A 24,858-nucleotide genomic window follows, 5' to 3' on the forward strand; every position below is an offset into this window, starting at 1 on the left:
CGCTTGATGTTAATTCTTTGCTAATTCGTTCTGCTTACAGAATGTCCAGCAGTTCCACTTCAAATACTAGGGCAGCAAATGGAGGGATAGCGGCACCTGCGCCACGCTCGCCGTATGCCAGATCGTGTGGAATGTACAGTTTCCATTTAGAACCCACAGGCATCAGTTGCAGTGCTTCAACCCAACCTTTGATTACGCCAGTCACTGGGAACTCAGCTGGTTGACCGCGCGATACTGAGCTGTCGAATACCGTACCGTCTACCAGTTCACCGTGGTAGTGAACACGTACTGCTTTATCTGCAGTTGGGATTTCACCAGTACCTTCAGTGATCACTTCGTACTGCAGGCCAGATTCCAGAACGGTTACTTCTGAACGCAGAGCGTTGTCTTTCAGGAATGCATCACCTTCAGAGGCTGCTGCTTTTGCTGCTTCTTGGCGTGCTTCTTCAGCGCGCATGTGCAGAGCTTGCAGAGCTTGGTTGATTTCATCGATTTCAATTGCTGGCATGTCGCCAACCAGTGCAGTGGCAATACCCGCTGCAATTGCATCAACACTCAAGCCTTCCAGACCGCTACCTGCCAGTTGCTGGCCCATTTGCAGACCGATACCGTAGCTTGCTTTCTGTTCTACGGTTTCAAATTTTACGTCAGACATAAAAGTCACTCTTTGTCGTATCAATAAAGGCCACAGGATAACAGGTTCAGCATAGGGATGAAACGCCCGGCGGGAAATCGTTACAATAAGGGCGCAAGGTGTGACTTTGTGCAGAATACCAGAGGAAAATCTTCAGGATTATGTCAACCTTTAGCAGATTAGGGGCCTGCCTCTATACTCTCGGCACATGAGTTTTTATACTGTGGCAAGGATTTTAGGGACGGATTAACATGAATCGTCGACATAAGAAAAAGCAACAGACAGATTATCTCGCACTGATTCAAAGCAAGTGGGCAGCTATCGACTTCCAATTTGACTGGCGCCAATATCAGCAAAAAGTGGTGCAGTTCTGGCAACGACTGCCAAAGTTGCATCAACGTGCTCTGATGGTGTTGGTGCCGGTGGTTTTAATATTGATGGTGATTCCGTTGCCTCAGCATTCGGCTGAAGCACCACAAACGCCAGCGTCAGGCCAGCGTGTGGAAGTGAACATTAATACCCGTGGTTTGAGTGAGCAGCAGTCAGCAGAGCAAAGCAAACTCAAATCGACTGCGTGGCATGAATACATCGTGCAGCAAGGTGATACGCTTTCGCAGGTGTTTCGTAACAACGAACTGCCAATGGCCGATTTGAACGATCTGGTGAAAATCGAAGGCAGTGACAAACCACTGAGCCAAATTCAACAGGGCCAACTGATTCGGTTTAAACTCTCCAGTGAGGGTAAGTTGGACATTCTGCAACTCGAGAAAAATAATCAATCGGTGATGTTTTTCCGTTTGTCCGACGGCGGCTTTGGCCGCAGCAAATGACGCCCTGCTTGGCTTGCCCGTTTGAGAATTCTGACGGGCAGCAGCGGTAACACAATCAGCGCGATGCCAAGCCAGGTCAGGCTATCAGGCATCTCGTTGAACCACCACATTCCCATCAGTGCGACGAAAATCAATCCCGAATACTCCGCCAGCGCAATCTGGCTGGCTGGCGCACGTCGGTAGGCGGCGACAGCGAGGCCGTTGTAGGTCAGAACTAACAGCGCACTGCTGGCAACCCAGCCGATCTGTTCCAGAGTCATCGGGTGCCATCGCCACAAGGTGAGAGTCGCCGACAGCGGCAACGAAAACAGCGAAGTCCACATCAGGGTCGTGACGACTGTCTGCCTCGCGGGAATCTTCCGCGCCAGAATGTTAAACAGGGCTAACGTCATCGCTGTCCCGAGTGCAAACATGGCTGCCCAGTGAAACTGCGAGGGACGCAGTACCACCAACACGCCAATAAACCCCAATACCGTCGCCACGACTTTGCCCAGTCCGGGTGTTTCCTTAAGCAATACGATTGAGAGCGGCAGCATCAACAATGGCGCGGCGTAAAACACCGCATTCGCGGTCGCCAGCGGCAAATAGGTAATCGCAACCAACATGCAGCCACTGCCGATTAATACCAGGTGGGCGCGTAATGTGGTTACGCCTGGATTCAGCAATGCGCGCTGCGCGCGAGGTTGCCGCCACCACATGGGCAGAATGACAACCAACGAAATCAACTGGCGCAAAAACATATACTGAAAGGGCGACACTTCCCCATCAAGCAGCTTGACCGCAACATCCGAGAGTGACGCGGCCAGATTGCCCAGAACCAGTAACCACAGTGCCAGGGTATGAGGAGTCATGCGCCGCGCTTCATGTCCACATGCGCAATGCCATCTTCGAGATAGGTGGATGAGGTTCGTACAAAACCGTGACGGGCATAAAACTCCGACAGATGCTCCTGCGCGCCGATCTCAATTGCCTGATTGGGCCACAAGCTTTGGCACTGCTCGAGTGCTTCGCGAATCAGTTGATGGCCAAGACCATCTCCGCGGGCGGTCTGCAATGTCGCGACACGGCCGATACTGACGCTGGGGTAGCTGACTCCGGCTGGTAGAAGACGAGAACAGGCGATCAACTGCCCATTTCGGTAGCCAAGCAGATGCTTGACGCCTTCGGCAATATCTTTGTTGTCGAGTTCCGGATAGGGACAGGTTTGTTCAACGACGAACACGTCGACCCGCAGTTTAAGCAGTTCGTACAGTTGGTGGTTGGTGAGTTCAGAAAAAGAAAGGCATTGCCAGGTTACCATGCGTCACTCCTTAGGATGGTTAGCGCTTTACTCTAGCAGCGCACTCCGGCTTCAGCATTAACAAAAGTTAAGCGTCGGCAGCAAAAAAATTAAATCAATATTCACTGGTGCTGACGATTAAAATAACGATAATAGCCGCTCGTTTTTTCGTCTGACCTAAGGACACTCCCTTGAACCCAACATCTTTTGCTGCTTTGAACCTCAAGCCAGAACTGCTCTCAAACCTCGATACCATGGGGTTTACTCATATGACGCCGATTCAGGCGCAATCTCTGCCAGCAATCCTCAACGGTCAGGATGTGATTGGTCAGGGGAAAACCGGCTCAGGTAAAACCGCAGCGTTTGGTCTGGGCGTGTTGCAAAACCTCAACGTGAAGCGTTTTCGTGTGCAGTCACTGGTGCTGTGTCCGACTCGTGAGCTGGCCGATCAGGTCGCCACCGATATTCGCACGCTCGGACGCGCGATTCACAACATCAAAGTGCTGACTCTGTGTGGCGGTATGCCGATGGGGCCTCAGATTGGTTCGCTGGAGCACGGCGCGCACATTCTGGTGGGTACACCGGGGCGTATTCTGGATCACCTGTCCAAAGGACGTATCGACCTGTCAGAACTTAACACTCTGGTACTCGACGAAGCGGATCGTATGCTGGAGATGGGGTTTCAGGAAGCGCTGGATGCGATCATCGCCGAAGCGCCAAAACAGCGTCAGACACTGCTGTTCAGTGCCACCTATCCGCAAGCGATTCAAGAGATCGCTCAATCGGTGACCCACGATTCGCTGATGATCAAAGTGGCCTCGACACATGAAGCATCGAGTATTCGCCAACAGTTCTACAAAGTTGAAGGCACGGAAGCGCGTGATGAAGCGCTGGCGACACTGCTGCTGAATCACCAACCGGAATCGGCGGTGGTGTTCTGTAACACTAAACGTGAAGTGCAGAGCGTGGCCGATGAGCTGCACCACAAAGGCTTCAGTGTGATTGAACTGCATGGTGATATGGAACAGCGCGAGCGCGATCAGGCGCTGGTGCAGTTTGCCAACAAGAGTATCTCAATTCTGGTCGCCACGGATGTTGCGGCGCGTGGTCTGGATGTCGACAACCTGGACGCGGTATTTAACTTCGAACTGTCTCGCGATCCGGAAGTGCACGTACACCGCATCGGCCGTACCGGTCGCGCGGGCAGTAAAGGTCTGGCGATCAGTTTCTTCAGCGATAAAGAGATGTATCGCATCGCGCAGATCGAAGAGTACATGGACATCGTGGTGTCACCAGCTGAACTGCCTGCACCGGTGAAAGGTGTCGCGCCATACCGTTCGAACATGGTGACGATTCAGATCGACGGCGGTAAGAAACAGAAAGTGCGCCCGGGTGATATTCTTGGCGCGCTGACCAGCGATGGCAGCCTGACGGCGGATCAGATCGGTAAGATCAACTTGTTCCAGATGCGCGCCTATGTCGCGGTGCAAAAGAGCGTGGCTAAAGTGGCGCTGGAAAAACTCAGCAACGGCAAAATGAAAGGCCGTCAGTTCCGCGCCCGTTACATCAAATAAGCATCACTCGTTTCTCAGCCGGGCTTTGATTCGGCTGAGACTGATGGGCGTGATCCCCAGATAGGCGGCGATGTGGGTGTCGCTGACGCGCGGAATTAATTCCGGAAACTGCTGACACATCACCTGATAACGCTGTTCTGGGCGATAGAGCAACATAAACCGTTCTTTGTTTTCCTTGTGCATCAGCTGCGCTTCCAGCAGCTTGATATACAACGGATGAAAGCGTTGACGCCATTGGTGCAGATACTCAATCGGTAAGCACAGCAGCGTGACCGGCGTGAGGCTCTCGAGCAGATACGGCGACGGAGCACGGTGAATCAGGCTTTCAAAACCAATGATCCAATCCTGTTCCCAGTAAAACTCCTTACTGAACTCCTTGCCTTCTGGCGTCAGGTAGCTGGCGTGGCAAATTCCCTTACAGATGAAGTAAAAATGCGTCGGGTTTTCCCCCTGATTGACCAGAATATGGCGTGTCGGCAGCTCCAGCGGTGTCGCGGCTGCCAGCAGTTCGGCTGTCTCGTCGCTGCTAAAACCGTGTTCGCTCATCAACTGATGAAACTGCTGCTGAATGTCTGTCTCGGCGAATGACATGCCGGTTTGCTCCCATAAAAAAGCCGCAGCACATGCTGCGGCTGATACTGTACTCAATATCGGGTTACTTTTGTAGATCGATACGGTACACCGCAAAGCCCACCTCATCGGTGGCCACTTTACTCATCGGATACTGGCCTTTATCGGCAATAAACTGCGCCGCTTTGTCACTCGGTGAGGTCTCAAAACGAATGTCGAGTTTATGCGTGCTGTGGATGGGCGCAAATGACCAGTTGTTGTCCGCACTTGGCGTCACTTGTCCTTGCTCTTTGCTGACACGCGAAATGTAATCGGCGACCACAGTACGGTTCTCGTCCGGAGAATCAAACGCGATGAACTCACTACCCGTACCCGGGAACTTGTTGCTGTAGGCGCGGTAGTTATTGGTCGCGATCAGGAAGGTTTGATCATCACGAATCGCTTGGCCCTGATAGGTCAGATTGACGATACGCTGCGCATTCGGATGGGTTACCTTGCATTCGCCATCGTATTTGGCTGGCTGAGTTACATCAATCTGATAGTTCACGCCATCGAGTACATCAAAGTTGTAGGTACGGAAACCATCCCAGTTGATCAGCGATTGCGGTTGCTCAGAATTCACGTCGATCTGATTGAATTGTCCCGCAGAACATTCCAGCCACTCTTTGACCTCTTTACCGGACACCTTCATTGCCACCAGCGTATTCGGGTAAAGGTAAAGGTCGGCGGCGTTGCGGAATGTCAGCTCGCCTGATTCCACTTCGGTAAAGTTAGAAGGATCGTTTTTGCGTCCACCGACTTTAAATGGCGCGGCGGCAGACAGTACCGGCAGACCATCCAGATTCGGGTCGCCCTGAATGAAGCGCTCGACGTAATCTTTCTGCGCCAGGTTGACGATTTGAATCGTCGGATCGTCCTGTACCAGTGCCAGATAGCTGTACATCACATCGTTGGCTTGTCCGATCGGCTGGTTGACGAAGTCACGCGTGCCTTTGTGATCGGCTTCCAGCGCTTTAACGATGCCCTTGTCGGCATCAACCAGCGGTTGGTTGTGCGCTTTATCGAAGATAGGGCGCGCTTCTGACTGACCATGCGTTACTACCCACTGGCCGCCTTTTTGTTCCAGCGTCAAATCCATAACCCCGACATGGCTGCCCCAGCGACCCGGCATCACGGCGGTCACGCCGTTAATCGTGCCTTGCGTGATGTCAGCCCCTGGCAGAGAGGAGAAGTCTTTACCCGGGAACACCGCGTGTGAGTGACCAAAGGCAATGGCATCAATACCCGGTACCTGCGTGAGGTAGTAAACCGAGTTTTCCGCGCCCAGTTTGTATGGGTCGGAAGAGACGCCAGAGTGAGGAATGGCCACAATCACATCCGCGCCCTGAGCGCGCATTTCCGGCACCAGCTTTTCGGCGGTGGCTTTGATGTCTTTGGCAATCACTTTGCCGTCAAGGTTCTTCTTATCCCACACCAGAATTTGCGGTGGCACAAAACCGATGTAACCGACTTTAACTTGATGCGCCTTGCCATCGGTGTCTTTAAAGGTGTGCGTTTTGATCAGATACGGCTTAAAGAAGTGCTCGCCTGATTTTGCGTCGTAGACGTTAGCGTTGATGTAGGGGAAGTTCGCATCGTTGATCGTTTCGAGCAGAAATTTCAGCCCGTAGTTGAATTCGTGGTTACCGATGTTGCCCACATCGTAGCTGAGCTGATTCATCGCTTTGTAGGCTGGATGGACTTCGCCCGGCTTAATGCCTTTGGCCGCCATGTAATCGCCCATCGGGCTGCCCTGAATCAAATCGCCGTTATCCACCAGAATGCTGTTGGCGGCTTCGCTGCGCGCTTCTTTGACCAGACTGGCCGCTCGCGCCAGACCAATCTGTTGCGATGGTTTGTCTTTGTAGTAATCGTAATCCATCAGGTTAGTGTGGATGTCGGTGGTTTCGATAATGCGAAGTTTGATCGTTTCTGCCATCGCCGGGCCAGCTAACGTCAGCAGGCCGCCGAGAATGGCGACAGATAATGGTTTGATTGCCGCTGTCATGGTGCGCTCCAATCGGGTTGAGGGAAGTCAATAACTCGATAAATGTAACAAATAGTGATGAAACAATGACTTCAATGGATAGTGAAATGTGATTTTAAGCACCTTATTGCGTACAGAAAGCGAGATTTTCCGGACCGTTCGCGCACTTCTTATTCACCCCTTGCCCGCTATTTTTGCCCCCTCAATGCTTCAACTGTGCCAATCCTATATCAGTTTTTCGAATAAAAAATGAAATTTTAGAATTTCAGGTAATAAAAGGAACTGCCCATAATGCAATCATCAATCGGGTAAGGGATGACAAAACATGGCGGGTTCACAAACAGTGTCAACGCTGACAACAGCAGCTCCACGCTTAGTGGCGGTCGATGGCGGCGCACACAACCAGACATGGTCCAAGATTGCCCGCAGCCAACTGCAGCCGGGAGAGGTGGCACTGGTGGGTGCCGGGCCGGGTGATCCGGAGCTGCTGACGGTGAAAGCGCTCAGCTATCTGCAACAGGCGGATGTGGTGCTGTATGACTACTTGGTGTCTGACGACATTATGGCCCTGATCCCAAGTGACACCATTCTGGTGTGTGTGGGTAAACGCGCGGGTCATCACAGCGTGCCGCAGGAAAAAACCAACCAGTTGCTGGTCGATTTTGCCAAGCAAGGCCACCGTGTGGTGCGCATCAAAGGCGGCGATCCTTTTATGTTTGGTCGTGGCGGTGAGGAGCTGGAAGTGCTGTTTGATGCTGGCGTTCAGTTTCAGGTTATTCCGGGCATTACTGCCGCTGCTGGTGCAACGGCCTATGCCGGTATTCCGCTGACCCACCGTGATTACGCGCAGTCCGCGCTGTTTGTCACTGGTCATTTGAAAGCCGAAGCCGCCGATATGGACTGGTCAACGCTCGCTCGCAGTCAACAGACGCTGGTGATTTATATGGGGCTGATGAAATCGAGCACCATCGCCACGCAGCTAATTGAACATGGCCGTAACGCCAGTACGCCGATTGCGATCATCGAACGTGGCACGCAGTCAACGCAGAAAGTTTTTCGCGGCGCACTCAGTGAGTTACCTCAGTTAGCGGCACATGCTCAGTCGCCGTCACTGATTGTCATTGGTGAAGTCGTGACGCTGGCCGACAAACTGGCCTGGTTTGGTGACAACACCAACCCGTCAGCTCAATACCAATACGCATAACCCAATTATTCAAATTGCGAGACCCGGTCGCGGGTCTTTCAAGCCAACAGGCAGCTAAAAGGAAGCACGCAAAATGGATCAACAACGCTTAACCCATTTAAAACAGCTTGAGGCAGAAAGTATCCACATCATTCGTGAAGTGGCTGCGGAATTTGCCAATCCCGTCATGATGTATTCGATCGGTAAAGACTCTTCGGTCATGCTGCATCTGGCGCGCAAAGCGTTTTATCCGGGCAAGATCCCATTCCCATTGTTACACGTCGATACCGACTGGAAATTCCGCGACATGATCGCGTTCCGTGATGCGACAGCGAAGAAATACGGTTTCGAGCTGCTGGTGCACAAAAACCCGGAAGGGATGGCGATGGGTATCAACCCGTTTGATCACGGCTCTTCGAAGCACACCGACATCATGAAAACTCAGGGTCTGAAACAGGCGTTGAACAAGTACGGTTTTGATGCGGCCTTTGGTGGCGCGCGCCGCGACGAAGAAAAATCTCGTGCGAAAGAGCGTGTCTATTCATTCCGCGATAAGAACCACACCTGGGATCCGAAAAACCAGCGTCCTGAGCTGTGGAAAACCTACAACGGCCAGATCAACAAAGGCGAAAGCATTCGTGTGTTCCCACTGTCGAACTGGACCGAACTGGATATCTGGCAATACATCTACTTAGAAGGCATCGAAATTGTACCGCTGTATCTGTCGGACGTGCGTCCGGTGGTCGAGCGTGACGGCATGCTGATCATGGTGGATGACGACCGCATGAAGCTGCAACCAGGCGAAAAGATTGAACACAAGAGCGTGCGCTTCCGAACGCTTGGCTGTTACCCACTGACTGGCGCAATTGAATCGAACGCCAAAACACTACCGGAAATCATCGAAGAGATGCTGGTGGCGACGTCGAGTGAGCGTCAAGGCCGAGCGATCGACCACGATCAATCTGGATCGATGGAACTGAAAAAACGTCAAGGTTACTTCTAAGGGTCTAAGGAAAGAAAATGAATAGTGCAGTTCAAGCTCAACTTGCTGAGCTAGGTATTGAAGGTTACCTCAATCAACACCAACACAAATCGCTACTTCGCTTCCTCACCTGTGGCTCGGTAGACGATGGTAAAAGTACACTGATTGGTCGTCTGCTTCACGACTCAAAACAGATTTATGAAGATCAACTGGCCGCGGTGCATTCCGACAGCCAACGTGTCGGTACCACGGGTGAGCGCCCGGACTTAGCGCTGCTGGTCGATGGCCTGCAAGCTGAACGCGAACAGGGCATCACCATTGATGTTGCGTACCGTTACTTCTCGACGCAGAAGCGCAAATTCATCATTGCCGATACGCCGGGACACGAACAGTACACCCGTAACATGGCGACGGGTGCGTCGACTTGTAATCTGGCGGTGATCCTGATTGATGCGCGTAAAGGCGTGCTGGATCAAACGCGTCGTCACTCGTTCATCTCGAACTTGTTGGGCCTGAAACACTTCGTGGTAGCGGTCAACAAGATGGACCTGGTTGAATACTCGCAAGCGCGTTTTGAAGAGATTCGTGCCGAGTACCTTGAGTTTTCTAAACACCTGCACGGCGATATCGATATTCAGATCATTCCGCTGTCGGCGCTGGAAGGCGACAACGTGGTAGATAAAAGCGCGCACATGGACTGGTATCAAGGTCCGTCACTGCTCGAATTGCTGGAAACCGTCGATGTTGATCAGGAAAAAGGCAGCGGCGAGTTCCGTTTCCCGGTGCAGTATGTTAACCGTCCAAACCTCGATTTTCGCGGCTTTGCTGGCACGATCTCGTCGGGTTCAGTCAAAGTGGGCGACAAGATCAAAGCACTGCCGTCAGGCAAAACCTCCACAGTCGCTCGCATCGTGACGTTTGATGGCGATCTGCAAGAAGCGCGCGCTGGTCTGGCGGTGACGCTGACGCTGGCGGATGAAATTGACATCAGCCGCGGCGATCTGATTGTGCTGGAGCAGGATCAGGTTGAAAGCACCAATCATCTGCTGGCCGATGTGGTGTGGATGACGGAGCAACCGCTTCAACCGGGCCGTGATTACGATGTGAAGATCGCCGGTAAGAAGACGGTCGGTCAGGTTTCAGCGATTCGTCACCAATACGACATCAACAATCTGTCGACTTATCAGGCAGCAGAACTGCCACTGAACGGCATTGGTCTGTGTGAGTGGACGTTCAATCAGTCTGTCGCACTGGACAAATATCTCGACTGCGCAGACACCGGTGGTTTCATCATCATCGACCGTCTGACCAACGTCACCGTTGGCGCAGGCCTGGTGCGTGACAGTCTGCAAAGCGTGGCGCAAGCCGAAGGTCAATTCTCTGCGTTTGAAGTTGAACTCAACGCGCTGATTCGTAAGCACTTCCCACACTGGGATGCCAAGGATCTGAGTCAATTGCTTAAGTAATAAGTGATGGAGGGTGGGTAACCACCCTCGTGTTGAGGGATGTGTTATGTGGGAACAAGGGCTGGTACTGGCGATTCTGCTGGGCATCGTGACCTGTCTGCTGGTCACGCGAATTAAGCCGAGTTTCATTTTTGCCGGCGCGGCGTTTGTGGCGTTTATGTCCGGCATGATGGATGTGAACGCGCTGGCGTCGAACTTCACCAACACGTCTCTGCTGACTCTGGTTTTGTTGATCTTAGCCTCCAGCGCGTTGGAAAAAACGCGTTTGGTAAGCTGGGTGAGCCGCAATATTTCAGAAGGCAACTTGGGCACCGTGGTGGCCAAACTGGGCTTGTCGACCGCGTTTCTCTCGTCATTCACGAATAACACCGCTGTGGTGGTGTCGCTGATTGGCGCGATCAAACGCAATCAACAGCATGCGCCGTCGAAGTTATTGATCCCGCTGTCGTACACCGCGATCTTTGGGGGCACGCTGACGTTGATCGGCACCTCAACCAATCTGATCATCAACAGCTTTGTCGAAGATGCCGGACTGCCAAGCCTCAACTTTTTCGCGCCCTCGATGATCGGTCTGGCGGTGCTGGTGGGCGGGGTGATCATTTTGATCCCGCTGAGCTATCTGCTGCCCAGTTATGATGAACAGAATCAGGACGATCTGCCGTATTTCCTTGAAGCGATTGTTGAGCCGGGCTCGCCGTTGGTTGGACACAGTATTGCCGAAAACAACCTGCGCGCATTGCGTAAGCTGTTTCTCGCCGAAGTGATTCGCGATGGTGAAAGCGTACCGTCGGTCGGTCCGGATTTCGTATTGCAGGCGCGCGATCGTCTGCTGTTCTGTGGCGATGTGGAAAGTGTCTCGACGCTGCAGGAAATTCAGGGTCTGACACTGTTTGGCCAGCATCACCTTAACGGTCAGAACTTCGTTGAAGTGGTCGTCAGCTCCTCGGCAAGCTTCTGCAACAAAACCCTCAAATCGAGCCGTTTTCGCGACCGTTTTGATGCGGTGGTGGTGGCGATTCGTCGTGGGCATGAACGGCTGGAAGGCGGGCTGGGCAATATTACGCTGACCGCAGGTGACACACTTGTGTTGGTGCCGGGCAAACGCTTCGATGCGCAGCGCCGTGCCAACAGTCGCGAGTTCGTGCTGATCAACGATCTGGATTCCAGCGCCAAACTCGACACCAGTAAATCCACTCTGGTGCTGGTGGGGTTTGCCGCTGTGATTGGCGCGTCGCTACTGGGGTTTGTGCCGATCATCAAAGGGCTATTGGCGTATCTGCTGCTGCTGTTTGTGTTTGGCATTGTGCAAATCAGTGAGCTACGTCGCCGTTTCCCGGTCGACATCGTGGTGATCGTCGGCTCGGCGTTGTCGATTGCGCAGTTGATGATTTCGTCCGGCTTATCCGAGCGCATGGGCCAAATGTTTATTCAGGCCTTTAATGGCTGGGGTGTCTTCGGGGCGCTGGTGGCGACCTATCTGGTCACTCTGGTACTGACGGAACTCATTACCAACAACGCGGCGGCGGCGCTGGCATTTCCGATTGGCTACAGCATGGCTGTGGGCTATGGCGTGGATCCGATGCCGTTCATCATGGCGGTGCTGTTTGGCGCCAGCGCGAGTTTTATCTCGCCCTACGGTTATCAGACCAATCTGTTGGTGTACAGCGTGGGCAATTACAAACTGAGTGATTATGTGCGAGTCGGCATTCCGATTTCGCTGGTTTACTCAACGTTGGTGTTGACGCTGATCCCGGTATTTTTTCCGTTTTAATTTTTAAAATCTGTGCAAAAGGATGACATATGAGCACCGCATCGAATGTGAAAGACGACAACATCGTGTGGCATCAACACTCGGTTGATAAACACTTTCGCGCTGAGCTGAAAAAGCAGAAACCAGCGGTACTCTGGTTTACTGGCCTGTCTGGTGCGGGCAAGTCAACCGTGGCTGGCGCGCTGGAAAGCCGTCTGGCGACGCTGGGTTATCACACCTATCTGCTGGATGGCGACAATGTGCGTCACGGCCTGTGTAGTGATTTGGGTTTTTCTGAGCAGGATCGCCGCGAAAATATTCGCCGTATTGGTGAACTGGCCAAACTGATGGTCGATGCAGGCCTGATTGTGCTGACGGCATTTATCTCGCCGCACCGCGCAGAGCGTCAGTTGGTGCGTGACTTGTTGCCGCAGGGAGAGTTCATCGAAGTGTTCGTCAATACGTCACTGGAAGTGTGCGAGCAGCGCGATCCGAAAGGGCTGTACAAGAAAGCTCGTGCCGGCGAGATCGCCAATTTTACCGGGATTGATTCTGCGTATGAAGCGCCGCTCAATCCGGAAATCGACCTGCCTGCCGGCGATGCCAGTATCGATGAGCTGGTGGCGCAGTGTGTGGCTGAGCTGAACGCGCGCGGCATCATTGCTCAGTAAATCCATGGACTGAAAGCGATAAACAAAAAGTCAGGCTTAGCCTGACTTTTTTGTCTCTGCGGTTTGCCATTACACCGTGTGGTGAATGGTCGACGCACTGGCTTCGGTGTGCACGGTAAATTTCTGGCTCAGCAGTGCCACCAGCTGATCGTAGTAGCCCATGTTCGGCTTGTTGCCGAGCAGGCGACACAGTTCATTGCCGGTAGGGGAGAAGCGGTAGTAGAGCAGACGCACGCCGCGCGAGTTGGCGTTGAGCGATAAATGCTTGCCCTGATAGCTCAGCGTCAGTGGCGGGTCGAGTTCAATTTCGCCGGATTCCAGTTCGGTGGCATGCAGCAGACCAAGCTCAATCAACACCAGTAAGTTGGAGTAGGGCATCTGGTGGCTGCCGATATTCAGGGTGTTGGTCACCGCCCGCTTGCCAAAACTGAACAAGCTGTTTTGAATCTTCAGCCCGAACAGCAGTTTCAGGCTCTGGTCACTGCCAAAACTGCAAGCCAGCCCCGCCGCGCGTTGCAGAATCTGTGCTTCTTTGGGCGTCATGTCCTGCAGTACTTTTAGCGCTTTCATCGAGGTAAAGCCCGGGTTGGTCACTTCACGTTTGAGTACCTGAGCCCACAAGCGCTGCATGGACGAGTTGTGAATGTCCTGTGCCATGTCGAAAAAGCGGTACAGCCAGTCCTGATCCGGATCGCCGGCCGTCTCATTGCGACATGAGACATGGGCCAGACGCACAATCTGCTCCAGATTCTTCTGACGCTGCTCTTTACGATCACGCTCGCGCTTCAACGCGCGGTCGAGCGGGGTTTTCTTCGGAGCTTCACTCAGCAGCAGAGCATCAACACCATGCTGCTGCGCGATACTAAAAATGCGGTTGGCGCTGTCTTTGACGTAATTGGATTTTCTTTCCTGCGATGAACCGGAAGTCGGCTCGTGATCAATCACTACAGGTTGTTTCGATTCGGCCATGTTTTACCAGCAGTTATGCTTCTCGGACATGGTTTAAAATGTACCCTGTCTGCCGTGTTGCCTCCAGCGAAACTCTTGGTTGCAGCGCACAAATTTGCGCTATGCCAAATGATAATAATTTGTTAAAATTGTTACCGCTGTTTGTGGGGGTGCCAATGAAATACGGGAAGGATATAAAGCTGCGCAAGCACCTATCGATTGCTCTACTATTCGTTGTTTATCTGGGAGTACTGACGTATCTCTCCAAGTACATCGTTTAGACAGCACAATCAATAGGTTACTTGGTTGTTAACACGATTTACATATCGTCGTATTCGGCGATCTCACTGCCTTCAATCACATAGCCTGTTTCCGCCAGATCCAAACTGACCGATTCCGTCTTGAGCGTCCCAATCACGTACACCACATCCCATAGCTCCTGCACTGGCGCACCTTTCGGGAATTTCACGTAAATAATCTGATTCGGTGGCGGTGGTGGCACATGAATGCAGGCACCAAAATACGGCACCAACAAAAATTCCGTGACGGTATTTTCATCCCCTTCCAATGGGATCACGAAGCCGGGAATTTTTACCGTGCTGCCATTAAGTTCAGAACGCACATGGCCGATTTTGGATTGCTTGGCTGGTGCGCTGCCGTTGTGATCCGGCATCGGCATGCCCTGCTGATCAAACAGATTGCGTTCGTTTTCCGGAATCAAATCGATCCAGTCCAGTTTCAAGACCTCATCACTGCTAAATGCAGGTGCCGCGACGACAGTCATTAGCATCAGGGCGGCGCTCGCCAGCCATTTTTTCATCTCTTTCCCCAGTTATTCAGGTTGTTTACAGTCGAATCGTCATGCCGTCGCTGAGCGACTGGCGATAGGCGCGCAGCGCGGGAATAAAGCCAATCACGATGCCAGCCGCTTGCACATAGCCGAGCAGCTGCCACTCATAACCGGACAGCGATTCCAGCTGCAGACGGATGCCATACTGACTTTCAATCAATGGTGCGGCGATCGCCAGCAGGGCATAGAGTCCGGCCAGCCCGAGCACGATGCCTGAGAATGTCAGTACACTGGCTTCACTCACCAACAGCGCGAATACATGCTGTGGCCGGGCACCCATGGCACGCAGAATCGACATTTCCCGTCGGCGCTCCTGCAAGCTGGTAAGCAGGCTGCTGAGCATGCCGAGCAGCCCGGCGACCACCACAAATACTGAGACCGCCATCAGCGCCTGTTCTGCCACCGACATCATGCCCCATAATTCATGCAGCGCGACCCCAGGCATAATGGCACTGAGCGGCTCTTTGCGATACTCATTGATCTGGCGTTGCAGTGCAAATGTCTGAATTTTGGATTTGAGACCAATCATCATCGCGGTGATCTGCTTGGGTTCGAACTGACGCTGCTCTAGCTGAGCGGCATCCGGAGTATTTCCCAGATGCGCTCCGGACTCCCAGCCAACGTGAATCGCTTCAATGGCACCAAGCGAAACATGAACGGTTTTGTCAACCGGGGTACCTGTTGGCGCCAGAATACCCACCACGGTAAAGGGCAGATTGTCATGACGGGCAAAACCGACGTCACTGATACCATGAGCAATAATGATTTGGCTGCCAATGTGGTAACCCAATTGACGGGCGACATCGGCGCCCAGCACGGTTTCAAACAAACCGTTGAACTCGCGACCTTGCGAGAAAGTAAGTGGTTGCTTACTTCCATAGCGATAGTGTTCAAAGTAACTATGGTTAGTCCCCATCACACGGAAGCCTTTGTGCGAGTCGCCCAGTGAAATCGGAATCGCCCATTTCACGGCCGGATGAGTACTGAATTCCTGATAGCTTTTCCAGTCGATATTGTTGGTGGCATTACCAATGCGAAAGACCGAGTAGAGCAGCAGATTGACCTGTCCGCTGCGGCCACCCACGATCAGGTCGGTACCCGATATGGTGTTGGCAAAACTGCTTTTGGCCTGAGTACGAATGCGTTCTACACCCAGCAGCAGAATAACGGAAATGGCGACGGTCAGAGCCGTCAGCAGCGCGGTAGTCTTGCGGTTGAGCAGGCTTTTCCAGGCCAGTTTGACGGTGACGCTCATAACATCCCTCGCGCACGGTTGAGAGTAGGTAAGTGAACACTGCGGCTGAACAAGCTTTCCAGTGTCGGGTCATGGCTGACAAACACCAAGGTAGAGCCGACACGGTTTGCCTCTTCCAGCAGCAATTCAATGAAAGCGCTGCGATTGTCGTAATCGAGTGACGAAGTCGGTTCATCGGCGATGATGAGATGTGGCTCGCCAATCAAGGCGCGCGCGGCGGCCACGCGCTGCTGTTGGCCGATACTCAGTTCTACAACTGGTTTTTCCAGCAGAGCTTGCGGCAAGTGCAGACGCGTCAGCAGTGCTTTGGCCCGCTCAGTTAAAGGCTCGTTGACTTTGCTGCGGCGCAGGGCCGAGAACTGGCACGGCAGAATAACGTTGTCGATCACTGACAGATAAGGCAACAGATTAAACTGCTGAAAGATATAGCCAATATGATCGGCGCGAAAGCGATCGCGGGCGCTGGCTTTTAGCTGACTCAAATCTTGTCCGAGCAGGCGCACTTCGCCGCTGCTGGCGGTATTGATGCCGGTCAGCAAGCTGAGCAGGGTGGATTTACCGCACCCGCTTGGGCCTTTGATAAACAGATGCTCTTTGGCTGCGACACTCAGCTTTTCGATATCTAATGTCGGGCTGTCGCTGTCTGGCCAGCGAAAAGTGACCTGATTGAGTTCGATCACCTGCTTGGCCGAATAGAGATGGAGTTCACTCATAACAGTTCCTTGCAAAATAGTCTCGGGTAAGTAAGTACTTACCCGAGAGGTCCATTACAGTGAAATTCGAGCCTGACCCGGACGCAGTTCCGTCGCCGTCTGTACGCTGTCGGTCAGCAGATTCACGTCCATTTCCTGGGTGTTCGGGAACAATTCAAACCAGTGACTATCGATTTGCTTCAGCTCAGTAATCTGATCGCAATGGTACTGATATTGTACTGTGAACGAACCGTGCTGGTGCTCGTCGTGATGCTCATGACCTTCATGCGCCTGTTCATGATCATCGTGGTGTTCATGGTCATCATGGCCTTGATGTTGCTCGTGGTCATGATCATCATGCTGGTCGTGGTCGTGGTCGTGGTCGTGGTCGTGGTCGTGGTCGTGGTCGTGGTCGTGGTCGTCCGCCCCACCCAATGTATGCTTGACGTTGGCCGTTTCCAGATGACAACGCGCACCGTCACTCAGGGTGAAAATCGCTTCGGCGTTGTTGAGGTTATCCAGCGCCTGATTGAGGCGTTGTGTCTGCTCATCTGTTTGCGGTGCGTGTTCAAAACCCACCACGTCAGCGCCTGGCGCGGTGATTTCAATCAAAAGATCCTGACCATCCTGAGCGATATTGAGTTCGACATGGCCATGGACATGGGCTTCGTGTTGGCGAAATTCTTCTTGAGCGAAAGCGCTGCCACACAGAGCGGCAGAAATGCTGAGTGCCAGCACAGGTTTAGTAAACATTGTTTGACTCCATAAATACTGAAATAGGTAATAGGCGCGCACAGCACGCGGAAATAGCAGTGATTTACAGAGTGGGCGGTGAGCGGGCCAGATAGGCCAGATAGAGCCGAGTAATGTTCAGCGTGGCCGCGACGGGCTGCAGATAATCGTGTTCGATCCACACCGGCAGTTCTGGCAGTGTAGCGGCAAGGCCGTGATGGGCACCGAAAAATAGCTGACAATGATGCTGCGTGTGATGCGATGGCGTGATATCCAGTTGATGTTCGACGTAAGCAAAATTGAGCCATAGCGTCAGCAGGATAGCCATTAAGGTGACTACCCGAGCATGCAGTCGCAGACTGTGCAGGCTATGGTTCATGGTGAATCCACTGGATGAAAAAAGAATTGTTATAGTATAACAATTAGACGTAGAGGCAAGTACGGATTGTGCCGTGAGCAGAGATTTCTCCTCACGGCATGAGAATTACAGGCTCTGTTTCACCAGGCCAAGTACTTGTTCGATTTCCGGTTCGCTGAGTGAACCTTCTTTAACAAACAGCACTTTCCCCGCTTTATCCTGAACGATAATTGCAGAGGATTCTTCCTGAAGATCCCAGCTTTTCGCAACTTTTCCGGCTTTATCCAGCACGATAGAGGACCATGGGAACTCTTTCTTGCTGTCCTGCGCGGACGATTTCACGAATGAACCGGTTCCCCAAATTGCATCATTCTGGTTGATGATCGAGGTGGTTTGGTACTGCTCTTCTGGAAAGTGCGCGGCAGTGATGGCGGCCATCAGCGCCGCGTTCATCTCTTTCGCACTGCTCCGCCCGGCAATCGCCTGAATGATGCGAACTTTGCCCGGCATCTGAGCACTGTTCCAGGGTTGGAAGGTGGTATCTTTGTTTTGCAGAACAACTTCCCCGTAACTGTCGACTTCGACATTCGGCACCGATTGGCCGAGCTGAATGTTGTGAGCGAGAGCGAGGGTTGGAGAGCACGCCAGCATTAAGGCGATAAGTGTTTTATTTTTCATTGTTTTTGTTCCTTTGGTTGAGCACCCAAAGGTATAGCACAGAAAATGAGGTTGCGAAAAATTCAGGTTACAGGAATGTGGGTTCCGGCAACCTGAAGCATCAGAGCGGTTTACGCCAGGTTCGGCGGGAAGCACACACCAGTGCCGCCCAAGCCGCAATAGCCTTGTGGATTTTTCGCCAGATATTGCTGGTGGTAGGTTTCCGCGAAGTAGTAAGGACCCGCTGGCAGAATCTCAGTGGTGATCAGGTCGCGTTGGTGCTCTTCCAGCAGCGCCTGATAATCGGCTTTGCTCTGCTCGGCAATAGCCTGCTGCTCGTCGCTGTAGGTGTAAATCGCGGAGCGGTACTGAGTACCCAAATCGTTCCCCTGACGCATGCCTTGCGTCGGGTCATGGCGTTCCCAGAATGCGTGCAGCAGGGCGTTCAGTGACAGTACACTTGGGTTGTAGATGACGCGTACCACTTCGGTATGGCCAGTGCGTCCGGTACACACTTCTTCGTAAGTCGGGTTTGGCGTGTAGCCGCCTGCGTAACCAACCGACGTTGAGACTACGCCATCCAGTTGCCAGAACAGGCGTTCTGCGCCCCAGAAACAGCCCATGCCGATCAGAATTTCTTCCTGACCCGCTGCGGGTGCTGCCGAAAGACTGGTTTGATTGACGAAGTGAGTGTCTTCTAGACTCATAGGAGTCGAGCGTCCTGGTAATGCCGTTTCAGCGGTGACCATCACTTGTTTGTCTAACATGATATTTCCTTTTTAATTCGCTGACTGTGTGACCATGAACAGAGAGACCGGATAATTGACTGTTTTCATACAGACTAAATTGCATATTGACGGTATGATTCTCAACTAGCTAAATCTTAACTGCTGTATAACGCCAATAATTAAGCATGAGACGAACCCCATTACCAGTGCTAATCTCGGCTTTATGCTTTTCTGCTGCTTCTTTCGCCGACGTGGATTTAACCATTAAAGGGCTGGAAAGCGGGCTGAAAGACAATGTCGATGCTTATCTCTCTTCTATACCCAAGAGCGACTACTCCACTCAGTTGCGCTTTCAGTCGCGTCTGGAGAAAACCATCACCGAGGCGCTCAATGCACTGGGCTACTACCACCCGCAATTTGACTTTGATGTCACCAAACCTAATCAGGCGATGACCCTGACGGTGGAGCCGGGGGAAGTGGTGCGTCTTAAGCTGGTGGACATCGTGATCACAGGCGAAGCGGAGAGCGACAAAGACTTTCAGCGCCTGATTCGCCGCAGCGGTCTGACGGTTGGTGAGCCGCTCAATCATGGTCAGTACGACAGCTTGAAATCGGGTCTGCGCAACTTGGCGCTGCAAAAAGGCTATTTTGATGGCGAGTACATCGTCAGCAAACTTGAAGTCGCGCCAGAGCTCAATGAAGCGTTTGTGCGTCTGCATTATGCCAGTGGCATTCGCTATCACTTTGGTGCCAGCACGATTACCGGTAGCCAAATCTACGAAAACCGTGTGCGCTCGCTACAACCGTTCAAACAGGGTGACCCGTATCTGGTGTCACAGGTGGGGCTGTTTAACCAGAACCTCTCTAATACCGATTGGTTTTCGTCGGTGTTGGTTGAACCCGATCTCAGTCAGTTGACCAATGGCCGCGAGCTGCCGATGAATGTTTCATTGGCACCGCAATCGCGTAACCAGCTCGAAACGGGTATCGGTTATTCAACCGACGTCGGGGTGCGTGGCTCACTCAAGTGGAAAAAACCGTGGGTAAATGAACGCGGCCACAGTTTTGACAGCAGCTTTTCCATTTCCGCACCAGAGCAGAGCATTACTGCCGGCTACAAGATTCCGCTCGAAGACGTATTGCATGAGTACTATCGCATTCAATACGGGATGAAGCACGTCGATAATCGTGATACGAAAAGTATTGAATCCAACTTGTCGCTGGAGCGCCACTGGCTGCTGGACAACGGCTGGCACCGCACGCTGTTCGTTCGTTATCTGATTGAAAACTATGAACAGGGTATACAGGACGATGCGGCTCAATTCGTCTTACCCGGTGTGACCTATACGCGCACCCGTTCGCGCATGAACGGTTCGCTGCTCACCTGGGGCGACAAACAAACCATGACGCTGGAATATGGCGACCCGGCTTTTATCTCGGATACTCGAGTGACACGGGTACAGGCGGGCACTTCCTGGTTGCGCAGCCTCGGAAATAACCACCGCGGTCTGATTCGTCTGGATGGCGGTGCGAACTTTGCCGAAGATTTCGATAAGTTGCCGCCATCGTTGCGTTTCTTTGCTGGTGGCGACAATAACCTGCGTGGTTACGGCTATGAATCGATTTCACCACGCGATGAAAGTGGTTCGTTGACCGGTGCGAAATACATCGCCACCAGCTCGCTGGAGTATCAGTACCGTCTGACGGGGAACTGGTGGGGCGCACTGTTTGTTGATTACGGTGATGCATTTAACGATACACCGGATTGGAAAACCGGTACCGGTTTTGGCATTCGCTGGATCTCGCCAGTCGGCCCGATCCGCCTCGACTTTGCCTGGGGGTTAGACTCAGATCCGGGTAGCCGCTTCAAGATCCACTTCACGCTGGGGCCGGAATTATGATCAGGCGCGCGATCAAATGGACCAAATGGTTCACCGCAGCTCTGGTTGCTCTGACCATCATTCTGACGCTGGCGATTGCCGGATTGCTGTTTACCAACCAAGGCTTGAATCTGGTGGTGTGGGGGGCGCAAAAAGCGCTGCCTCAGTTCTCCGTTGGCGCCACGCAGGGGGCGCTGTTCCCCCGTTTTACTCTGCAGCAGGTTCGCTTCAACGATGCTGAGCTCAACATCGACACCGAGGTCGACAGTCTGACGCTGGCAGTGAAAGCCAGCTGCCTGCTGGATCCGGTGTTGTGTGTGAATGAAGTCGCCATTAGCGGCCTGCATCTCAATTTGCCTTCGCTGCCCGCTTCCAGTGACGAGCCTCCAAGCGCGCCGTCTGAGCCGCTGACCAATCTATCGACGCCGGTGCCGATCAAACTGGGCCGTTTGGTGCTGGATGATATTCACCTCAATGTGCTGGGTCACCAGCTTGACTGGCAACATTTCGCGACCAGCGCGGCCTTTCAGAGCAATCGTCTGAGAATCGGCCAGACCGACTGGCAGGGCGTGCGCGTGGCACTGGCCCCGGCAGTTGAGACACAAACCCCCGCTGCGCCGCCAGCCGCCAATGAACCGGCTCAGGATATCGTGTTGCCAGAGGTGATCATTCCGCTGCGAATCGAACTGAACCGCTTTGATCTGCGTGATTTCACGCTGGTGCAAGAGACGCCGATTCAGATTCATCATTTGGGGCTCAAAGCCAGCGCCTATCAGTCACAAGTGAGTGTTGATACGCTGGAACTCGACATGCCGCAAGTGAACGCCAAGCTCAATACGCAAATCACGCTGAGCGGCGATTATCCGTTGTCGCTCGCTCTCGATGCCACCGCGAAACTGGCAGAAGCCAAAGGGCAGACGCTGACGCTCAACGCCAGTGGCAGCGTCGCCAATCTGGCCTTGAAAGCTCAGCTGGCAGGCCGCGCTGAAGCTCAATTAAATGCCAAACTGCAACCGCTGAACAGAGAGTTTCCGTTTGATGTCACCATCGACACACTCAAGGCGCAGTGGCCGCTGGTGGAAAAGGGCGAGTATTTTGTTGAAGCGCCGCGTATCGCCGCCAAAGGATCGCTGCAAGGCTATCAGCTTGAGCTGCAAAGCCATCTGAAGGGCAATGCGGTGCCGGAAGTGGATGTCGCTCTGCAAGGTGAAGGGAATCTGCAACGCATTTCGCTCAATGAACTGAAGGTTCATACTCTGGGCGGGGATATTCAAGGGCAGGCCAGTGCCGACTGGAGTGCATTGGTCAAATGGCAGGCTTCACTGAACCTCAAGCAAATTCAGCCCGGACTGCAATGGCCGCAAGCCGAAGGCGTAGTCAGCGGCGATGTGGCGACCTCAGGACAACTGACCAAGCAGGGGGGCTGGCAAGTTGAACTGCCGACTCTGGCGATTCATGGCATGGTGCGTGACTACCCGCTGGACATTAACGGCATGCTCAGTGCGTCGGATGTCAGCGGAAATAGTGATTTCAAATTTTCTACTCCCGGACTGACACTGGCGCACGGGCCGAACAAAGTCACGGCGCAGGGCCAGTTGGACAAAACATGGCGTTTAGGATTGTCTCTCGATCTGCCGGATTTAGCCAAAAGTATGCCGGATTTAACAGGCAGGGTGATTGGCGATGTGACGTTGCTGGGGCCGCTTAAAGAGCCGAAAGTGAAGCTGGCGCTTGATGCTGACCGCCTCGCCTGGCAGCAAGAAGCAAAGGTAAAACACGTGACTCTGAGTGGCAGTGTGGTGCCGATGCCAACGCCGCAGGCGGATATCAGTCTGCGTGTACAAGGAATGGAGTATCAGGATCAGGTGGTGCGCACGGTGAATCTGGTTGCGCGTGGCACGCAGGCGCAGCATGAGCTGACGCTCGACGTAGACTCCGATTTAGTCTCGACGCAGCTTGCGGTGGCGGGGAGCTTGTTGGAGAAACCCGCGATGATCTGGGACGGGCGTTTAGAGCGTGCGCGGATTGAGTCTCAACAGGGCGTGTGGGAGCTCAATCACGCAACCGAGATCAAAGCCAATATTGACCAGCAGAACGCAACGATCGCCGCTCACTGCTGGCGCCAGGCGGGTTCGTCCCTGTGTCTGGATAAACCAGCTACCGTCGGTGCAAGTGGCGAAGCGCAGCTGTCGGTCAATCAGTTTGACTTTGCTCAGGTGAAAGCTTTCTTACCACCCGAAACATTGTTGCGTGGTTCCGTGGATGCTGACGTGTGGGCCAAGTGGTCACCGGATCAACCGCCGCAGGTGAAGGCAAAAATTCGCATGCCTGAAGGCAATGTGGAACAGAAACTGGAACAGACACTCAAACTCGGCTGGGACAAGATTGAGCTCAACGCGATGTTGGTGAAAAACCGCCTGCAGGCCGATTGGCAGGTGGATGTGACGGACAACGGAGATGTCAGCGGCAAGCTGACGATTCCGAATGTCATCGCTGAAGACAAGCAGATGCAGGGCGCGCTTAAGCTCACTACGTTCAACATCGATTTTCTCGCGCCGCTGATTGGCGAATACAGCGAAGTGAAATCCAACATTGAAACCGATGTGACTTTCAGCGGCGCGATGTTGCATCCTCAGGTCAATGGCCGTTTTAGTGTCAGCGATATGCAGGTACGCGGTGACATTTCGCCAGTGGAAATCAACGCTGGCACCCTGGCGGTTAACTTCAACGGCTATCAGGCGACGTTGGACGCGGGCATTGAAACCACCGATGGCAAACTCAACGTGACTGGTGATGCCAACTGGCAGCAACTCGATGACTGGCGGGTCAATGCCCATGTCGGAGCGGAGTCTTTGCTGGTGGATCTGCCGCCGATGGTGAAAATGAAAGTGGTGCCCGATCTGACGCTGGCAATGCAGCCGAAACTGGCGAAAATCGACGGTTCGATAGCGCTGCCGTGGGGACGGATTGTGGTCGAAGAACTGCCGCCGAGCGCGATCAGTGTCTCGAAAGATCAGGTGCTGGTGAATGCGGATCTGCAGCCGATTTCAGAGCAGAGTAGCATACCGTTTAACGTCGAAACCAACGTCAGCATCGTGATTGGTAATGACTTCAAACTGAGTGCGTTTGGTTTGGAAGGTGGTCTGGTGGGACGTTTGCAGGTCAGCCAGAAAGACCAGGGGCCATTTGTGACCGGTGAGGTGAATATTCAGGATGGTCAGTACCGCTCGTTTGGTCAGGACTTGATCATTCAGGAGGGTAAGATTCTGATGAATGGCCCGGTGGATCAGCCATACGTGTCGATCAAAGCGATTCGTAACCCGGACAACACTCAGGACGATGTGGTTGCCGGGGTGCAGGTGACGGGCCCGGCAGATGAACCGACGGTGTCGATTTTCTCCGACCCGAGTATGCCGCAGGCCAACGCGCTGTCTTACTTGCTGCGCGGTCAGGACATTGATGGTGAAACGGGTGGCAACGCGATGACCACGACCCTGATTGGTCTGAGTCTGGCGAAAAGCGGTAAAGTGGTTGGCCAGATTGGCGAAGAGCTGGGCGTGCAGGATTTGCAGCTTGATACCGCCGGCTCGGGCGATGACTCACAGGTCACCGTAAGTGGTTACATTCTGCCAGGCTTGCAAGTGAAGTACGGTGTGGGTATTTTTAACTCGGTTGGCGAGTTTACGGTTCGCTACCGATTGATGAAAGATCTGTATCTTGAGGCGGTTTCAGGTCTCGACAGTGGTGTCGATCTGCTGTACCGGTTTGAGTTTGACTAACGCGTTGGCGGCCG

22 protein-coding genes are annotated in these 24,858 nt (G+C 53.2%); 9 read left to right on the forward strand and 13 right to left on the reverse strand.

Annotated features, from left to right (window positions below):
- Positions 1 to 34: 34 nt before the first annotated feature.
- Complete coding sequence (gene bamJ / locus DYA43_RS01005; protein WP_020329492.1) at positions 35 to 655, reverse strand: BamJ family beta-barrel-assembly machinery protein; 621 nt, start codon at positions 653 to 655, stop codon at positions 35 to 37.
- A 230-nt stretch (positions 656 to 885) separates the two neighbouring features.
- Here bamJ and DYA43_RS01010 point away from each other — a divergent pair, with 230 nt between their 5' ends.
- Positions 886 to 1,464, forward strand: a complete 579-nt coding sequence (locus DYA43_RS01010; RefSeq protein ID WP_020429107.1) for a LysM-like peptidoglycan-binding domain-containing protein — start codon at positions 886 to 888, stop codon at positions 1,462 to 1,464.
- On the opposite strand, the gene DYA43_RS01015 is transcribed toward DYA43_RS01010, so the two are convergent.
- Positions 1,410 to 2,315, reverse strand: coding sequence for a DMT family transporter (locus DYA43_RS01015; protein WP_081094793.1), 906 nt, complete (start codon positions 2,313 to 2,315; stop codon positions 1,410 to 1,412). The genes DYA43_RS01010 and DYA43_RS01015 overlap by 55 nt on opposite strands.
- Entirely contained in the window at positions 2,312 to 2,764 is a 453-nt protein-coding gene (locus tag DYA43_RS01020; RefSeq protein ID WP_061057166.1) for a GNAT family N-acetyltransferase, read from the reverse strand. Before DYA43_RS01020 ends, DYA43_RS01015 begins: the two co-directional genes overlap by 4 nt.
- A 170-nt stretch (positions 2,765 to 2,934) precedes the next feature.
- Here DYA43_RS01020 and dbpA point away from each other — a divergent pair, with 170 nt between their 5' ends.
- A complete protein-coding gene (gene dbpA / locus DYA43_RS01025; protein ID WP_020329495.1) occupies positions 2,935 to 4,317 on the forward strand; it encodes an ATP-dependent RNA helicase DbpA in 1,383 nt (460 codons plus the stop codon).
- Positions 4,318 to 4,320: 3 nt separating this feature from the next.
- On the opposite strand, the gene DYA43_RS01030 is transcribed toward dbpA, so the two are convergent.
- Positions 4,321 to 4,887, reverse strand: coding sequence for a Crp/Fnr family transcriptional regulator (locus DYA43_RS01030; RefSeq protein ID WP_024373769.1), 567 nt, complete (start codon positions 4,885 to 4,887; stop codon positions 4,321 to 4,323).
- 85 nt (positions 4,888 to 4,972) lie between these two features.
- Complete coding sequence (gene cpdB, locus DYA43_RS01035; protein ID WP_061057167.1) at positions 4,973 to 6,934, reverse strand: 2',3'-cyclic-nucleotide 2'-phosphodiesterase; 1,962 nt, start codon at positions 6,932 to 6,934, stop codon at positions 4,973 to 4,975.
- Positions 6,935 to 7,238: 304 nt separating this feature from the next.
- On the opposite strand from cpdB, the gene cobA reads away from it, so the two are divergent.
- The 5 genes from cobA (at position 7,239) to cysC (ending at position 12,965) form a co-directional block, all read left to right on the forward strand.
- Entirely contained in the window at positions 7,239 to 8,117 is an 879-nt protein-coding gene (gene cobA, locus DYA43_RS01040; RefSeq protein ID WP_020329498.1) for a uroporphyrinogen-III C-methyltransferase, read from the forward strand.
- A gap of 73 nt (positions 8,118 to 8,190) precedes the next feature.
- On the forward strand, positions 8,191 to 9,099 hold the full coding sequence (cysD, locus tag DYA43_RS01045; RefSeq protein ID WP_020329499.1) for a sulfate adenylyltransferase subunit CysD: 909 nt from the start codon (positions 8,191 to 8,193) through the stop codon (positions 9,097 to 9,099).
- Between the two features lie 17 nt (positions 9,100 to 9,116).
- Positions 9,117 to 10,544 carry a sulfate adenylyltransferase subunit CysN gene (gene cysN, locus DYA43_RS01050; RefSeq protein WP_061057168.1) on the forward strand — a complete coding sequence of 476 codons (1,428 nt, stop codon included), beginning with the start codon at positions 9,117 to 9,119 and terminating at the stop codon, positions 10,542 to 10,544.
- A gap of 46 nt (positions 10,545 to 10,590) precedes the next feature.
- The gene (locus tag DYA43_RS01055; protein ID WP_020329501.1) at positions 10,591 to 12,315 is read left to right on the forward strand and encodes an SLC13 family permease; all 1,725 of its coding nucleotides are present in this window, start codon (positions 10,591 to 10,593) and stop codon (positions 12,313 to 12,315) included.
- 29 nt (positions 12,316 to 12,344) lie between these two features.
- A complete protein-coding gene (gene cysC / locus DYA43_RS01060) occupies positions 12,345 to 12,965 on the forward strand; it encodes an adenylyl-sulfate kinase (RefSeq protein WP_020329502.1) in 621 nt (206 codons plus the stop codon).
- A 69-nt stretch (positions 12,966 to 13,034) separates the two neighbouring features.
- Here the strand turns inward: cysC and DYA43_RS01065 are convergent, their stop codons facing one another.
- The 8 genes from DYA43_RS01065 to msrA form a co-directional block, all read right to left on the reverse strand.
- A complete protein-coding gene (locus DYA43_RS01065; protein WP_020329503.1) occupies positions 13,035 to 13,934 on the reverse strand; it encodes a TIGR03899 family protein in 900 nt (299 codons plus the stop codon).
- Between the two features lie 298 nt (positions 13,935 to 14,232).
- Complete coding sequence (locus tag DYA43_RS01070; protein WP_020429090.1) at positions 14,233 to 14,733, reverse strand: DUF3299 domain-containing protein; 501 nt, start codon at positions 14,731 to 14,733, stop codon at positions 14,233 to 14,235.
- A 25-nt stretch (positions 14,734 to 14,758) separates the two neighbouring features.
- The gene (locus DYA43_RS01075; protein WP_061057169.1) at positions 14,759 to 16,018 is read right to left on the reverse strand and encodes an ABC transporter permease; all 1,260 of its coding nucleotides are present in this window, start codon (positions 16,016 to 16,018) and stop codon (positions 14,759 to 14,761) included.
- Entirely contained in the window at positions 16,015 to 16,731 is a 717-nt protein-coding gene (locus DYA43_RS01080) for an ABC transporter ATP-binding protein (RefSeq protein ID WP_061057170.1), read from the reverse strand. The genes DYA43_RS01075 and DYA43_RS01080 overlap by 4 nt, the downstream gene beginning before the upstream one ends.
- 54 nt (positions 16,732 to 16,785) lie before the next feature.
- Entirely contained in the window at positions 16,786 to 17,463 is a 678-nt protein-coding gene (gene zrgA, locus DYA43_RS01085; RefSeq protein ID WP_061057171.1) for a zinc uptake protein ZrgA, read from the reverse strand.
- A gap of 64 nt (positions 17,464 to 17,527) precedes the next feature.
- Positions 17,528 to 17,821, reverse strand: coding sequence for a DUF2607 family protein (locus tag DYA43_RS01090; RefSeq protein ID WP_061057172.1), 294 nt, complete (start codon positions 17,819 to 17,821; stop codon positions 17,528 to 17,530).
- A 105-nt stretch (positions 17,822 to 17,926) separates the two neighbouring features.
- Positions 17,927 to 18,478, reverse strand: a complete 552-nt coding sequence (locus DYA43_RS01095) for a YtfJ family protein (RefSeq protein ID WP_055451919.1) — start codon at positions 18,476 to 18,478, stop codon at positions 17,927 to 17,929.
- Positions 18,479 to 18,588: 110 nt separating this feature from the next.
- A complete protein-coding gene (gene msrA / locus DYA43_RS01100) occupies positions 18,589 to 19,224 on the reverse strand; it encodes a peptide-methionine (S)-S-oxide reductase MsrA (RefSeq protein ID WP_061057173.1) in 636 nt (211 codons plus the stop codon).
- A 146-nt stretch (positions 19,225 to 19,370) separates the two neighbouring features.
- On the opposite strand from msrA, the gene tamA reads away from it, so the two are divergent.
- Both tamA and tamB read left to right on the forward strand, forming a co-directional pair.
- Positions 19,371 to 21,086, forward strand: coding sequence for an autotransporter assembly complex protein TamA (gene tamA / locus DYA43_RS01105; RefSeq protein WP_062789281.1), 1,716 nt, complete (start codon positions 19,371 to 19,373; stop codon positions 21,084 to 21,086).
- Positions 21,083 to 24,844: an autotransporter assembly complex protein TamB gene (gene tamB, locus DYA43_RS01110; protein ID WP_062789283.1), complete on the forward strand. Its 3,762-nt coding sequence runs from the start codon at positions 21,083 to 21,085 to the stop codon at positions 24,842 to 24,844. The genes tamA and tamB overlap by 4 nt, the downstream gene beginning before the upstream one ends.
- Positions 24,845 to 24,858: the final 14 nt, after the last annotated feature.

It is taken from the genome of Vibrio fluvialis, assembly GCF_900460245.1.
GTDB lineage: Bacteria > Pseudomonadota > Gammaproteobacteria > Enterobacterales > Vibrionaceae > Vibrio > Vibrio fluvialis.

What these genes read in the sequence shown, in the direction of transcription:
- cpdB (WP_061057167.1), bottom strand. Translation starts at nt 6,934, where the DNA reads ATGACAGCGGCAATCAAACCATTATCTGTCGCCATTCTCGGCGGCCTG.
- DYA43_RS01015 (WP_081094793.1), bottom strand. Translation starts at nt 2,315, where the DNA reads ATGACTCCTCATACCCTGGCACTGTGGTTACTGGTTCTGGGCAATCTG.
- DYA43_RS01010 (WP_020429107.1), top strand. Translation starts at nt 886, where the DNA reads ATGAATCGTCGACATAAGAAAAAGCAACAGACAGATTATCTCGCACTG.
- cysN (WP_061057168.1), top strand. Translation starts at nt 9,117, where the DNA reads ATGAATAGTGCAGTTCAAGCTCAACTTGCTGAGCTAGGTATTGAAGGT.
- DYA43_RS01055 (WP_020329501.1), top strand. Translation starts at nt 10,591, where the DNA reads ATGTGGGAACAAGGGCTGGTACTGGCGATTCTGCTGGGCATCGTGACC.
- tamA (WP_062789281.1), top strand. Translation starts at nt 19,371, where the DNA reads ATGAGACGAACCCCATTACCAGTGCTAATCTCGGCTTTATGCTTTTCT.
- DYA43_RS01075 (WP_061057169.1), bottom strand. Translation starts at nt 16,018, where the DNA reads ATGAGCGTCACCGTCAAACTGGCCTGGAAAAGCCTGCTCAACCGCAAG.
- tamB (WP_062789283.1), top strand. Translation starts at nt 21,083, where the DNA reads ATGATCAGGCGCGCGATCAAATGGACCAAATGGTTCACCGCAGCTCTG.
- DYA43_RS01080 (WP_061057170.1), bottom strand. Translation starts at nt 16,731, where the DNA reads ATGAGTGAACTCCATCTCTATTCGGCCAAGCAGGTGATCGAACTCAAT.
- DYA43_RS01020 (WP_061057166.1), bottom strand. Translation starts at nt 2,764, where the DNA reads ATGGTAACCTGGCAATGCCTTTCTTTTTCTGAACTCACCAACCACCAA.
- DYA43_RS01095 (WP_055451919.1), bottom strand. Translation starts at nt 18,478, where the DNA reads ATGAAAAATAAAACACTTATCGCCTTAATGCTGGCGTGCTCTCCAACC.
- msrA (WP_061057173.1), bottom strand. Translation starts at nt 19,224, where the DNA reads ATGTTAGACAAACAAGTGATGGTCACCGCTGAAACGGCATTACCAGGA.
- zrgA (WP_061057171.1), bottom strand. Translation starts at nt 17,463, where the DNA reads ATGTTTACTAAACCTGTGCTGGCACTCAGCATTTCTGCCGCTCTGTGT.
- DYA43_RS01090 (WP_061057172.1), bottom strand. Translation starts at nt 17,821, where the DNA reads ATGAACCATAGCCTGCACAGTCTGCGACTGCATGCTCGGGTAGTCACC.
- cysD (WP_020329499.1), top strand. Translation starts at nt 8,191, where the DNA reads ATGGATCAACAACGCTTAACCCATTTAAAACAGCTTGAGGCAGAAAGT.
- DYA43_RS01065 (WP_020329503.1), bottom strand. Translation starts at nt 13,934, where the DNA reads ATGGCCGAATCGAAACAACCTGTAGTGATTGATCACGAGCCGACTTCC.
- cysC (WP_020329502.1), top strand. Translation starts at nt 12,345, where the DNA reads ATGAGCACCGCATCGAATGTGAAAGACGACAACATCGTGTGGCATCAA.
- bamJ (WP_020329492.1), bottom strand. Translation starts at nt 655, where the DNA reads ATGTCTGACGTAAAATTTGAAACCGTAGAACAGAAAGCAAGCTACGGT.
- cobA (WP_020329498.1), top strand. Translation starts at nt 7,239, where the DNA reads ATGGCGGGTTCACAAACAGTGTCAACGCTGACAACAGCAGCTCCACGC.
- DYA43_RS01070 (WP_020429090.1), bottom strand. Translation starts at nt 14,733, where the DNA reads ATGAAAAAATGGCTGGCGAGCGCCGCCCTGATGCTAATGACTGTCGTC.